This window comes from Pseudoalteromonas sp. SS15 (assembly GCF_049257195.1).
Classification (GTDB): Bacteria; Pseudomonadota; Gammaproteobacteria; order Enterobacterales; family Alteromonadaceae; genus Pseudoalteromonas.
Genome location: NZ_JBMMUD010000006.1, coordinates 132,898 through 146,671, shown reverse-complemented (window position 1 = coordinate 146,671; position 13,774 = coordinate 132,898). Strand labels below are relative to the sequence as shown.

Sequence of the window (13,774 nt, the reverse complement as noted above, 5' to 3'; positions counted from 1 at the left end):
ATCTGCATTTTTTAATCGCACAACCTAAATTTGCATTGTCCCTAATAATCCCTAGAATGCGCCGCTCAATTGACTGACAGGTTATTACGAGGTTTTCATGTCAAAGTCTTCTTTATTAACGCTTGGGTTTATGACCTTTGCGTTATTTTTAGGTGCGGGTAACGTTATTTTTCCGCCACAATTAGGCCAAGGCTCAGGTGAATTTTTCTGGCCAGCAACTATCGGATTTTTGATCACTGCTGTGGGATTACCTGCCCTAACGCTTATAGCAATTGGCTACATGGGCGGTAGCGAAGCGCTTACCAATAAACTACCGCGCGCAGGCCATTTACTGTTTTGGGGTGTATTGTTTCTATCAATTGGCCCGCTATTTTCATTACCAAGAACATTTAGCGTGTCATTTGAATTTATTGCCAAACCATTTTTCGCCGATTGGGCCTTGTTACCTTTCACTTTAGTAATGGCTGCAACCACGCTATTCTTTGCGCTTAGCCCTGGCAAACTAATGGACAGGATCGGTAAAATCTTAACGCCGGTTTTATTACTGATGCTGTTATTTATCGCCATCAGTGCTTTTTTATACCCGCACGGACAACTCGATAACACCGCAGAGCAATACCAATCTTTCGCCATTGCCTCTGGCCTATCCGAAGGGTATATGACCATGGACGTGTTAGGCGCTGTTGGCTTCGGCTGGTTAGTGATCAATGCGCTTAAAAGTGCGGCCCCTAATGCGCCTGTTGTGCCTAACCTGATCAAAATTGTGCTGATTTCTAGTGTTGCGATGTGTTTCGTTTATATTGCAATTGCTTTTGTGGGTGCAAATTACGGCATTGTTGAAAGTAATGGTGGTGCACTTTTATCAAATTACATGAATTGGATCTATGGTACGCCAGGCGTCTTATTAATGGGTGTAATTGTAACGCTTGCTTGTTTGACTACAGCCATAGGTTTGACCTGTGCTTGCGCTGAGTTTACTAGTCAAAACTTCAAAAGCATTAACTACAAAACCAGTACCATTACGATTGTCGCCATTACAACATTAGTCGCTAATCTGGGCTTAGACCTGTTGATTGCTATTACATTACCACTCGTTGTTGTACTTCACCCTGTTGCTATCAGTATTATTTTATTGGGTCTGTTCTATTTAAAGCGTCCGTTCAACGGCTTGGTATACAGTTTAACCATTGCAGCTGCAATCACCGGCGGTGTCATTGATGCGCTCAAGATCCTTGGCAATATGCCAGAGCAACTGCATAACGTATTTGTAAATTACCTACCTTTATATCAATACAATGCTGGCTGGATCGTGCCAACATTAGTCGTTTTTGCAGTCGCAAATATGCTGTTCCAACGCAAAGAAAATACAGCTCAAGCAGCTGCTTAAAGTGCATAACGAGTAATCTAAGGCCAACGATTTGCTATAAGTAATATAATTTTACAATTTATATACGCAAAAGTTGGCCTTCTCATTTTTCATTCGATTTTTCTCTATATAATGCCACCAGCAAAAACAGGGAAAAGAAATGAAAAAAATAAAACATACACTTAAAACATGGCTAAAGCGCTCCCCCGTTGCCATCGCTCTTTCAAGTGCTTTTGTATTACCGACCACCTTTGCCGCCCAAATCGATGGGGTACTAGATGAAGTACAATGGCAAAACGCTCAAGTCATCAACTTAGACAAAACCACCAGCCCATTCACCCTTGCCCAAGCTGATAAGCAAACTCAAGTAAAATACTTCTCTAGCGAAGAAGGTATACATGTTGCCGTGATTGCCACGCAAGCACTCGATGAGCAAACCTCTATGCGAACCGCCCGTGACAGTGATTTAGAAAGTGACTTCATTGAACTTATTATCGACTTTGATAATGGTAAAAACACCGCTTATGGCTTTGCGCTTGGAAATGGTGGTTCAATGCGCGACGGTATTTGGCAAAACAATAACAATTTCAAAAGTGATTGGGATGGCACCTGGTTTGGTAAAACCAGCCAAACTGACACCGGTTGGGTAGCTGAATATTTGATCCCTTGGAACGTTGCACCAATGGCGAAAATCGACGGTGACGATCGTCAAATGGGCATTTACGTTCGCCGTCATGATGTTAAGTCAAACCGAAGCTACAGCCATGCACCAACCTCATCGAGTCAGCCTGACTTTTTACGCGAGTTCAGTCAAATTAAGGTTGCTAACCATGCCAGCTCATCTTTAGATATTTTCGCTTCTGCAACATACCAAAACGATATGCTTAACGACACCGATGACAGCAATATCGGCGTAGATATCTTCTGGCGTCCAGATGCAAGCCAACAGTTGAGCGTGGCATTAAACCCTGATTTTGGTCAGGTCGAATCTGATGGTTTAGTTGTTAACTTTTCACCATTCGAAACTTTCTTTGCAGAGCGCCGCCCTTTCTTTACCGAAAACCAAGCTTTATTTGATATTCAAGGTAATGCGGGAATGCGCCTAGTGCATACACGCCGAATTGGTGTGTATGGCGATATTGATGCCGCAGTTAAATACACCTCGAATGGCCAAAATAACGACTTTGGCGTGATGGCTGTCTTTGAAGATGATGGCCATTTTAACGATAAAGAATCAAACAAGTTTGCCACTGCCCGTGCCCAACACCGCTTTGATGACTCTCAGGTTGGCTACTTAGTGACTTATGCAGACAAAGCCACACAAGGTCGTGAGTCTCAGGTTCACAGTGTCGATTACCGTACTGACGTGTCTGATACATTGCAAATTCGTGCACAAGTAAACGGCAGCTTTGTTGATTCTGACACACACAAAGGTCAAGTCGATGGCTACGGCGCATGGTTGAACTTTGTACATAAATTCAGTGATAACTGGCAGCAACGTTTAAACTTCACGGTTTACGATGAAGAGTTTCAAGTCAATGATTTAGGCTTTTTATCACGCTCAGATTTACAACGTGTTTGGTATAACAACGAACGTTACTTCACCGATTTTGATGAAAGCAGCAGTTTGAAGCAACGCCGCGTTGAAGGTTACTTTATGCGCGATCACAACAGTGATGGCGATCATCTAAGAACTGAAATGGGAATAACAGGTACCGAAGAGTACAAAGACAGTGCCTTTTGGTTCTGGCGTTTCGACTATACGTCTTCAGGCCTTGATGACAGAACAACCCGAGGCAATGGCGACTTTAATTTAGGTTCAGGCCGTGAGTTTTTCACTGAGTACAACTTTGGTAGCCAAAACAAGTTCCGTCACCATGTCGCTTTTGGTCTACAAAGTTATGACCGTGAAGGCGATGGCGGTCGTTTCCACTATCACCCAAGCTACTACTTCACCGATAACTACCGAGTATCATGGAGTTTATGGGCTGTGCAGCAAAAGCAAAGCTTATATTGGATTGACAACCAGCTTGCTCGTTATGACTACAAGCAATTAGAAAACAGCTTAGATTTTGACGCCACCATCGATGATAAGCAAGAAGTTCGAGTGCGTTTCCAATGGGTCAGTGTAACGGGTAAAAATGGTAACCTATTTGCCATTAACAAGCATGGCGACCTATACGATGCCAACGCCCAAGTAAGTGATTTTTCTCGTTCAACAACGCGACTACAAATTCGCTACCGTTATGAGATTGCTCCGCTTTCTAACATCTATTTGGTTTATAGCCGTGGTGGACAATCTATCGATGATTTAGATCAGAGCAACTTCTCGTTATTCAAAGAGGGCTGGGACAATCGTACCGGCGACAACTTTGTAGCGAAAATTCGCTATCGTTTCTAAAAAAAACGCTATATTCCCCAAATCACCTTGTTCATAAACAGTCAGTGGTTTGGGGGTGTTGCTCTACCAAAAGTAACTTGTGACATAGATTTTAGTCCCTATTTTCGTGTATTATTCATTTTTTAATAATAATGATGATACGAAATGGATTTATTCAAACCCGCCCTGCTTACCTCTTTGCTATTTAGTGCTAACAGCTTTGCCACAACAACGGTTGACCAAAGAAGTTTATCAGTTGAGCTTACAAAAACCGCAGCAATGTTAAATAAAAACGGGCCTGTGATGTTAGATGAAGAAACACGATTAGACTCTGTTGCGACATTTAGCAGCCATATTATTTATAACAACACTATGATTAACTACAGTGTCGAGCAATTAGATCCCAATCAATTTAAAACACTGCTTCAAGACATAGTAATAAAGCCACTGTGCGGCAATAAAGACTTAAAAGCATTCAAAGAGTATGGCGTGACCATGGTTTATCGCTATCTTGATAAGTCAGGTAATTTTATCAGTGAGTTATCGAAAGATATGTCAACCTGTCCATAAGCTTATAGCGATTAATGCCCGAATATTCTTAGCAAAAAGATAAGCGCTTACATAAAACACCTTATCTTTTTGTTTTCACCCCAAGCCATTCCTTACGATTTAATTTCTGTCTATACTCAGTGATAACCATGCTTTTGATAAATGAGCTTTATATTGCGACTGAGTGTTTGCTTTTTCCTATTCTTATTCAGCCATAACTTATTTGCGCAATGTGCCAAAGACAAAACCGTGCACGTAGGCATTGGTGCAACTTGGCCGCCTTATGTTATGTATCAACAAGACAGAGCCTTTGGTCTTGAAATAGATATCAGCAGAAAAGTCTTTCAAACAGCGGGCTACTGCGTTGAGTTTGTTAGACTGCCGACCACCGACAGGGCCATAAAAGAACTTAGTATTGGCTTAGTCGACGCGCTTCCCTCATCAAGTTTTAATCACGAAAGAGAAAAAATCGCCGCTTTTACAGCGCCGTATCGACGCGAAAGAATGCGGTTATTCACTCACCTCCCCGTTGAACCAATCAACGACTTAAAAACGCTGTTCGACCAAAAAATGTCATTTGTGATCAACCCTGGGGCATTTTACGGCGATGAATTTGATGGGCACTTTCAAAAACCAGAAAACAAATCACAATTTGCTTTTGTAAAAAGCATTAAACAGCGCATGAGCATGGTGCATTTAAAAAGAGTAGAATTTTTGGTCGAAGATGAAATGGCAGGGCTTTACTACTTTTCTACGTACCGAGGCGGTAACATTCAGCTTCACCCTTATATAGTCAATGACAACCCCATTCACTTTATGCTCAATCGTGAACGCTTTTCTGAGCAAGACATTCTCAAAATTAATAATGCAATCTCGTTACTTCAACAAGAGATTAATACAATTATTGATCGCTATACGACATCCAACACTTAAGGCTGGAAAAATCTGAGCTAGCACCCCATCTCTGTTGAAAATTACTGCACTATAAACACCTATTTGGTATCCAAGCCCATTCAAAATGTTAAAAAACTTGTGGCTCCCTCATTTTTGGCCTTTTAAAATTTAAATTTACGCAACAAAACTAAGGCGCTTCAACTACACTTAATCAATCGTTTATTCAAGTTGAGACTCTTACCTTGAACTACGTTTTTAAAGTGAAAACTCGCGTTGCGACTTTTATATTTTTGACCTGTTTACCATGCACTGTAGTAGCTGATAGCAATGAGGAAATAGACTTATTTTCTTTGTCGCTGAGTGAACTAATCAATGTCACCGTCGAAGCTCGAAAAGTTGAAGAAGACTTGCAACGCACTCCCATTTCAGTTTCTGTCATGTCAAATCGCTTTTTGAAAGAGCGCAGCTTAACCAACTTATTAGAAGCCTCTTACTTTATTCCCAATATTGAAATTACCACGGTAGGCGAGAACTCAGGCTGTACGCATTGTGCGGGGATCACCATGCGAGGGGTTGGACAAGTGGATCCTATTCCAACCACAGATCCGAGTGTTGGCATTTATATAGATGGTGTTTACCATGCCCGCTCAGCCGGTGGTATTTACAGCTTTTTAGATATTGATCGCATCGAAGTGTTAAGAGGGCCACAAGGCACACTGTTTGGAAAAAATACCATTGGCGGCGCCATTAATGTGTTCACAAATAAAGTCACTGACAAAAAACAGTTTAATGGTCAGGTGACCATCGGCGAATTTAACCGAAAAGATGCGTCTGTTATCTTCAACTCTCCTATTTCTGATAACGTGTCTGCACGCTTAGCTTTGTCGAAGAACTATCGAGAAGGTTTTGTAACTCGTGTGAATGGAGATAAAGAAGGCGGACGAGACGATCTCAATGTCATTGCGAAACTGAATTTTAAACAATCAGAACAGCTAAATTTTGAATTGAGTTACGATAGACAACTACAAAACAATGGCAGTGCGCCCTCAGTGCTCCCTAAAAAAAATGATGATGCTTCACTCATTGTTTTGTATAACCGTATCGCTGAAGTATCTCCAGCAATTGACCCTTATCCTAAACTGACCGTATTTGATGATAAATTTCGCAGTGCCTCTACTGATGAAAACGAAAATCACCTGAATCAATATGGCTACAAAGCAAATATTGAGTGGGATATCTCAGATCAGCTTAAGCTCAAGTCGATTAGCTCCTATCGAAGCCTTGAAGCCGTATATGGTCGTGATTTTGACAATAACTCGTTTAATATTGGCGTAACCAGAGACTACCAAACTCAAAAACAAACAAGTCAGGAGTTTAATTTAACAGGCAGTGTCGGTAGCCAGTTCGATTGGTTACTAGGCCTGTTCGCCATTGATGAAGAAATTCACTATTTGTTTAATTTTACTTTTATCGAGGGCTTGTATCTTGGCCTTGAAACAATACCCGGCCCACTTGATGACTCTCCGTTAAGCAACCCGACAGCAATTGGAGGCGCTGGTAACCCCTTAAATATTGGACTCGACTTAGATAACACATTCAATAATGACATTGAGAGTGAAAGTGTCGCAGCCTTTTTCAATGGTAATTATCGCTTTGATGAGCAATGGACGTTAACTTTAGGTGGTCGCATCACCCGTGAGAAGAAAAAGCAGCAAGTCATTACAACCCGAAATATTGCCCAAGTTGTCGCAATAGAAAGAACTGATACGAGCCCAGAAGGTCCAATTGAAAAAAGCTGGCGGGTATTTTCACCTTTAGCCAGTGTTCAATATCAGGCTTCAAACAATATGATGCTGTTTCTAACGGGGTCCCGCGGATTCAAATCTGGCGGTTTTAATGGTGTGGCTAATACGCCCGTTTCGGCCAGACCTTTTGACCCCGAATACTTAACCGCATTTGAACTGGGTATGCGCTCTCAGTGGTTTGATAACACCCTAAGATTAAATGCAACGGCATTCTTTATGAAGCACAAAGACATGCAATTAAGAGGAGGAGAATCAGGCGAGGATTCCGGCGTCGAAATATTTATCGATAACGTTGGTAATACTGAGACTCAGGGTGCTGAAATAGAGTTTGAGCGCATCACTGGTAGCGGTTTTACTGTTTCTGGTAGTTTGTCTTATACAGATGCCAAGTTTACCGATGTTGGTACAGCTACTGAAGTCACCACAGACAGCAAGCTGATTAAAACACCTAAGTGGACAGCCTCAATGGGTGTTAAATATAACTGGGAGTTATCCCATGGCCAGCAGCTTTCAACTCGCCTAGACTGGGCTTATCGAAGTAAAGTGTACAATGACGTTTTTAATAGTCCTTTTGCAACTCAACAGAGCATAGCTCTGGTGAATATATCTGCAAACTATCAAATCAGCGAGTCACTCAGTGTCACTGCGTTTGTTACCAACTTAACAGACAAATATCATGTTATCGGTTCAAACGACTTCACGGCGTCATTTGGTGTCGCAGAGTTTTATCTCGCACCACCAAGGCAAGCGGGAGTCAGTATTCAATATCAGTTTTAAATAAAGATATTAGCTCAATAAATGAGCGAGATTGTATATCTTCGTCTATAGTTAATTAAAGTCAGATCAAATAGTCATTTTGTGTTGCGATTTTGACTTTTTATGGCCTGAATTTCAGGCTAGCTAGTTGTAAATATGAATTTTCCTATTTCCTTTGCAAAAGATAAAAGGGGTAGCCAGAACTGCGCTAACCCCTTTGTTTCATGCGAATAAAAAGCTTCATGCGAATAAAAAACTTCATGTGAATAAAAGCAGCTTGCCCATAAAACCTGCATGAGTAAAAGCCGCCTTTAGACTAGTCTCTACTTTGCCTCGCCGGATAAAATACGTAACTGCCAACCAGTGTTGCAGCCAACATAAATATCGCGCCATCATGAACCTGGCTATTAAAGGTATATCTAAATAAAGCCAACAAACCGAAATAAGCTATGGTCGAATATTGCAACCAATGCCAACCTCGATTCACCTTGGGATCTTTCTGAGAAGCAAGCAAATAGCGACCTAACCATAAGCCGATTTGTGATGACAACAACACAAGCCCGCCAACCACAAAAAATGACAACCACACCAGAGACTCAGGCCAATTGATGATCTGCGCCGATTTCGCAGGTCCTGACCAAAGCGCATCCCAACTCACTGCGATGATCAACGCCCATGAAATGGCTTTATGCGTAAAGCTGGCCTCATCACCTTCATGATAGTCTTGCAACTCTTGATACAGAAAATAAGCAATAAACGCGAATGCAACTAAGCCAATAATGGGGCTAATGCTCGGTAGCCATTTCAAACCAAAATAACTCAGCATGTAACCAAACATCGGAAACAAAGTATGGGTTGCAGTTACACCCACCACCCAACGCACTTTCACTGCCTTGTCGCTCAGTTGTTTACTATAAAGTGCTGTGACTATGGCTACATCTAGCCCAATCGCTAAACCCATGAGCAAACAGGCAAAAAGAAATTCAAGCAGTAGCTCCACACCGTTACTCCTTTAAGGGTTCGCTATTTTCAGCCTGCGCCCAATCAAGTCGAATATCAAAGCCATACCTGAAGTCTTCTTCTAGTGGTGGCATATTATCTTCAACTTTTTCAAGCACATTCGTGGCTACACCCAATGTTGCTTCTCGACCAAACAGATAACTTTGCTCTTTCATGATCGTAAAATAGGCTTTATTTAAATCGAGCGCTCTGCGTGTTGAAGGCATGATGAGTTCATAAATATTCGGTAATGCCTGCACCTGCGCTGTTTTAACCGAGCCATCGTGATTGAACCACTTTCGCAGCATTTCTTTGTTTTGTCTGAACTCATCGCCCCCACCAACTCTTTGCAGATAGGTTAAAAACTCACCTTGCTGTTGACCCAATGTAGGCGTGTCTGTTTGCGTTTTCAGATTGATGTAGCCCCACCCTTTAGCGCCTTCAACTTTGCGTGCAAAAGAAAAAGTCTGATCTATGGTTGTACCCACGGTTTTATGACACCCATTACACGACTGTAATTCTTGATAATGCTGTTGGCGCAACTGGCCCTTTTCATCTTCAATAAAGCCATTTATGGTCCAGCTAAAACCGTTATCTATGCCCCTTTCGCGCAAGTTAATTGTGCGAGGGAGCTGTTCAAACTCTTTTTCTTTCGCCTCTCTGTGATAGGTGATCGCTACTTTGCGATTATTCTTAAAGGCATGTTTTTTCATGTAGCGAACTTCTTTCATGCGCTCTGCATTGTATGGCTTGCCATTTTCGTCAACGCCAATGTAACGAACGGTATGTAAGAATTCGGTGCCTTGTGGATACAGCATATCGGTTAAAGGCACTTTCTTAGCGTCACCAAGATAATGACTGCGTTTTTGCATTGTCGTGATCACAGAAAGCTTACCGTCACCATTGAGATCGACCTGTAGCTTTCTTTCATCTATATCAGGTACTGTGATGCTGTCTAATCGCTTCATAGACATTTCAAGTAAGCTTAAATTGGCAAAATACACGTCTAGGCTATCTTCACCTTTCAACTGCCTAAACGACTTATCTAGTCGGATCATTACATCGCCTGTCGAGCCATTGGTTGGCCAAAAAGTACTTGGAAATGGTTTGTAGTTAAATGCCACCCAATGGCTGCCATCAACAGCAAGACCATTTTGTGTAAAAGCTTTATCAGGAGTCGCCAAATCTTTCAGTGCGACAGCACTAATTTGCGGATGTGCTGGGTGAATTTGTATAAATTCGGAGTAGTTATCTTCTTTGATCCATTTTTTGATAAAAGCATCGTCAATGCCCTTTATTTTTAAGGTGCGATCAACAAATAAGTTTTTCCAACTGTTTGTCATGCCCTCATCAGAGAATTGATAGTCCCCCTGCAAGTCACCATCATTCATGATATTGGGTCTTTTATCAGAACTGGGGTAGCTCTGATGGCAGGCCATGCATGGGTTATGCTTGCCTTCAGTTTTAGTATAACACTGAGGCGGGATCACTGACTCTGGATTATAAATTTCATTATTTTTAATAAAGTCGAGCGCCTTGAGCGTGTTAGTGTTTTTGTACTCAGTTGCACTTTCATGTCCGTAGCATGACGCTGAAAAAAGTGCTGTGGCTATAGATATAAGCCAAATTAATCGTGTTCGCATGATGATTACCACTGATGAAAAAAGCAGAGATCTGACGACCTCTGCTACAACTGGATTAGTTCTTTACTGGCTCGTATAGCCATAATGTATTGTTTTCTTGGAAGCCATCTTCACCAATAATGATGCGGCCATCATCCATTACAATCACATTATCTGGCTGAGACAACTGGTTAACATCACAGCGTGTTGCATCTTTGAAAGAGCCACGGAAAGTTGAACCCATCACAACAGGTTCAATACGGCTAATGTTATAACCAGCTTCTAGTTTAGCTCGGTAAACACCACCACAGTCTTTTACGCGGTTAGATAATTGAATATCACCTTTGCCATCTGTCATTGTGTTATCTAAATCAGCAATCGCGATGTAAACAAACGCTTCAGTAACTTCTTCACCAGCAATGGTATTTACACCTTCAATGGCTTCTTTAGCACGATCAGTATTAATCGAAATACCTTCAAGCTTACGCCATTCTGCAGTTGCGCCTTTTGCGATTGCCGCTTGACGAGACTCTAAAAACACCACCCTGTCATCCATTGGCGCACCTGCGGTGACTTTACCACCTCCGTTTTCAACAGTCGGATAAGTCGCCTCACCGTTTTTCCACGCTTCAACATCAGCCAAAGTCATATAGCTGGTTTCGCCTTCAACATAGTCTTCAGTACCAATGCCATCAAAGTCAGCGATCCAAGCTTCGATTGTAGCGTTATCGCCACGACCAATCTCTTTCCATTCAACACTAAAGCCTGTAGTTGCAGGGTCATTTTGTCCTGCATCTTGTGTTAACTTCGCGCCATAAAGCGTGCCTTCACTTAAATCTTCTGGTGTGTCTGCAACAAATTTGAATAGTACGCCGCCAGTGTCATCTTGAGACATATACACTGTTTTGCCATCTGGCATTACTGTTGCGTTTTCATGCTCAAAGCGACCTAATGCATAGTGCTTAACCACTTCTGGTTCAGCCTCTGTAGGCTTCTGTACTTCGGCAATATAACCGTAACGGTATGGGTTTGGCGCGTCTGGTGCCGTTAATTTCCACATGTAACCCAAGATACTTGAGTCTATTTCAGACTGATTATTCCAGCTTGCACTCGTTGTAGAATTAACCGATGTGTCAACAATCCACTCTTCTGAAGTAAGTGGTGTATTCCATGGCGTCACAGAGCCAAAACAGTTTGCTGCCGTGCCGTGAACACCTTTAAAATCAAGCATCATGGCATCATCAACTGACCACATGCCTTTGTCATCTTTAGTTAATGCTAAACGGCTCATACCACCTGGGTACATTTCCCAGTTAGTGAACAAATAACCTTTCCCCTCACCTGTAGGAATAAAGCCATTAAAATCAGGCATATCGTTTTCTAGAATTAACTGATTATCTTGATGTGAGTAGATATGACCTAAACCAGACGGCAATTTACCCGCATAAGTATCGCCAGTTTGACCAAGAATTTGATACTGACCATATGCCGACATCACTGTTTGACGCTCTTTCTCGCTTGAAGGTACAGGAGAATCAACCAATGTTTTTGGTAGTTTATTAAAGTTAACACCAGCAAGAACACCTACAGTACCTGTATGGTATGTTTTATCGTTTAAATCATCTTTTTCAACATTACTATCAGAAGGGTGTTGCGCGTTGAAGAACAGGTCGCCTTCTTTCGTTAAGAAGATACCCGTTACTTCAGCACCAGTAGGCACTGTTGCTAAACGTGTTAACTTACCAGCTGTGCCATCAAGACCATTTTCGCCTGCTTCACCTTGTGCGCCAGTTTCGCCAGTCTCACCTTGTGAACCAGTTTCACCTACTTCACCTTGCACACCCTGTTGACCCGTTTCACCTTGTGGACCTTGCGCGCCCTGCGCACCGTCATCACCGTCGATACAACCCGATAATGCAACCAAAACACTGAGTGTGAGCGCACTGAGCTTTAATCCATTCGTTTTCATTTTTTTACCTTGCTACGTTGTTTGTTGGGTTTAAAACGCAAGCTAGAATAGAGGCTCTATTTTAAAGTTAGGCTAAATAAAATTGACATTTCAATGACTTAAATACGCAATTTCTATTACAACCGTCATCTAAGAAAAGTGTATTTCTTTATTAGAAAAGCAACATAAAACAAATGGAAGACCAGATATTTACTGACTTTAACAGAATAAAAAAAGAGGCAACTCAGCCTCTTTTTAACACCTTTGCAAAATGACAGGTGTCTTTAAAAGGTCATACTGATCCCAATTGATGGCAGTGGTGGAATCAATGGGGTCGGAATCAATGGGGTCAGAGTTGTTGATTTACCTTTCAAATTACCTCATACATGAGAGCGAACCATTGAGCTAGGGTTTTCTATGTCTAGGGTCAGTATTACTTCACAAAATGAGCAAGCTAAAAGGTCACCAATTAGTTTCTAAGCGCTTACAAAGCTAAGCAATACAGATCTCTTGACTTAAAAAGTGAAAGTCTAGTTAGGGTCTGCAAGTGCATGGTTATTAAACCAATTAACTAAGAACTCGATAAAATAGCGTACCTTTGGTGGCGTGTGCTGTCGCACAGGATACAGCGCAAGCAAATTCATAATGGGCTTTGAGTCATTGATAAGCACTTCAACCACCTCGCCTTTGGCAAGCGCACCGGAACTAATAAAACGCGGGATAAAACCAATACCTAGCCCTTGCTTAACCATGTCTAGTAAAAACACTGAGTTGTTTGCTTTTAATGGCCCATTAATTTGCACAGGCTCTTTACCCACTGGCCAGTAATTTTTGTGGCGAAAGTAGCTGTACTCAAAGCAGTGATGGTATTGTAAATCAGACGGTGTTTTGATTTCTGGATGCGCAGCTAAGTAGCTAGGTGAAGCACAAATACTATAGGTAAACTCGGTGATTTTTTTACCCACATAGGCCGAGTCAAACTCACGACTCGCGACTCGCAGCCCCACATCAAAGTTATGTTCAAGTAAATCTTGAGCCATGTCACTAAACTCAATATCAAGTTCAATTAAAGGGTACTGCTTCATAAATGCTGCCAGTGCAGGAGCGAGCACCGTTTGACCCAGCGCCATCGGTGCATTCAATCTCAAACGCCCTTTTACGGTATGCTGAAACGCCTGTAACTGCGATTCCGAGTCTTCAATTTGTTTCAATATATCCCGGCAGCGCTGCAAATACTCTTCTCCTAATTCGGTAAGTTGTAAACGGCGAGTAGAACGCTGTAATAAGCGTACTTCAAGGGCTTCTTCTAACGCACTGATCTGCTTGCTGATCATCGACTTGCTAGTGCCTACTTGTTCTGCGACTCGAGAAAAACTACCAAGCTCCGCAACGCGTACGAACAAATACATCGCCTTTAATTTATCCATGATTAATTGTTTCCTTATTGGAAAAAGA

Annotated in this window: 9 protein-coding genes; 5 read left to right on the top strand and 4 right to left on the bottom strand. The window is 41.9% G+C overall.

Annotation, left to right across the window (positions count from 1 at the left end; translation table 11 throughout):
• The first annotated feature begins 97 nt into the window (after window positions 1–97).
• From brnQ to AAEU28_RS13810, 5 genes are all read left to right on the top strand, one after another.
• Window positions 98–1,387, top strand: a complete 1,290-nt coding sequence (gene brnQ / locus AAEU28_RS13830; RefSeq protein WP_421964668.1) for a branched-chain amino acid transport system II carrier protein — start codon at window positions 98–100, stop codon at window positions 1,385–1,387.
• 139 nt (window positions 1,388–1,526) lie between these two features.
• The gene (locus AAEU28_RS13825; RefSeq protein ID WP_421964667.1) at window positions 1,527–3,767 is read left to right on the top strand and encodes a DUF5916 domain-containing protein; all 2,241 of its coding nucleotides are present in this window, start codon (window positions 1,527–1,529) and stop codon (window positions 3,765–3,767) included.
• Window positions 3,768–3,911: 144 nt separating this feature from the next.
• The gene (locus AAEU28_RS13820) at window positions 3,912–4,316 is read left to right on the top strand and encodes a hypothetical protein (RefSeq protein ID WP_421964666.1); all 405 of its coding nucleotides are present in this window, start codon (window positions 3,912–3,914) and stop codon (window positions 4,314–4,316) included.
• Between the two features lie 141 nt (window positions 4,317–4,457).
• A complete protein-coding gene (locus tag AAEU28_RS13815) occupies window positions 4,458–5,228 on the top strand; it encodes a substrate-binding periplasmic protein (protein ID WP_421964665.1) in 771 nt (256 codons plus the stop codon).
• Window positions 5,229–5,431: 203 nt separating this feature from the next.
• Window positions 5,432–7,771, top strand: a complete 2,340-nt coding sequence (locus AAEU28_RS13810) for a TonB-dependent receptor (RefSeq protein WP_421964664.1) — start codon at window positions 5,432–5,434, stop codon at window positions 7,769–7,771.
• 295 nt (window positions 7,772–8,066) lie between these two features.
• Here AAEU28_RS13810 and AAEU28_RS13805 read toward each other — a convergent pair whose 3' ends face one another.
• The 4 genes from AAEU28_RS13805 to AAEU28_RS13790 form a co-directional block, all read right to left on the bottom strand.
• Window positions 8,067–8,750, bottom strand: coding sequence for a manganese efflux pump (locus AAEU28_RS13805; RefSeq protein WP_421964663.1), 684 nt, complete (start codon window positions 8,748–8,750; stop codon window positions 8,067–8,069).
• Between the two features lie 4 nt (window positions 8,751–8,754).
• The gene (locus tag AAEU28_RS13800; protein WP_421964662.1) at window positions 8,755–10,392 is read right to left on the bottom strand and encodes a hypothetical protein; all 1,638 of its coding nucleotides are present in this window, start codon (window positions 10,390–10,392) and stop codon (window positions 8,755–8,757) included.
• Between the two features lie 55 nt (window positions 10,393–10,447).
• Entirely contained in the window at window positions 10,448–12,340 is a 1,893-nt protein-coding gene (locus AAEU28_RS13795) for an alkaline phosphatase PhoX (protein ID WP_421964661.1), read from the bottom strand.
• 509 nt (window positions 12,341–12,849) lie between these two features.
• Entirely contained in the window at window positions 12,850–13,746 is an 897-nt protein-coding gene (locus tag AAEU28_RS13790; RefSeq protein ID WP_421964660.1) for a LysR family transcriptional regulator, read from the bottom strand.
• Window positions 13,747–13,774 lie beyond the last annotated feature (28 nt).

Excerpts from the sequence above, each read along its gene's own strand:
- AAEU28_RS13795 (WP_421964661.1), bottom strand. The coding sequence starts at position 12,340 with ATGAAAACGAATGGATTAAAGCTCAGTGCGCTCACACTCAGTGTTTTG.
- brnQ (WP_421964668.1), top strand. The coding sequence starts at position 98 with ATGTCAAAGTCTTCTTTATTAACGCTTGGGTTTATGACCTTTGCGTTA.
- AAEU28_RS13825 (WP_421964667.1), top strand. The coding sequence starts at position 1,527 with ATGAAAAAAATAAAACATACACTTAAAACATGGCTAAAGCGCTCCCCC.
- AAEU28_RS13800 (WP_421964662.1), bottom strand. The coding sequence starts at position 10,392 with ATGCGAACACGATTAATTTGGCTTATATCTATAGCCACAGCACTTTTT.
- AAEU28_RS13790 (WP_421964660.1), bottom strand. The coding sequence starts at position 13,746 with ATGGATAAATTAAAGGCGATGTATTTGTTCGTACGCGTTGCGGAGCTT.
- AAEU28_RS13815 (WP_421964665.1), top strand. The coding sequence starts at position 4,458 with ATGAGCTTTATATTGCGACTGAGTGTTTGCTTTTTCCTATTCTTATTC.
- AAEU28_RS13820 (WP_421964666.1), top strand. The coding sequence starts at position 3,912 with ATGGATTTATTCAAACCCGCCCTGCTTACCTCTTTGCTATTTAGTGCT.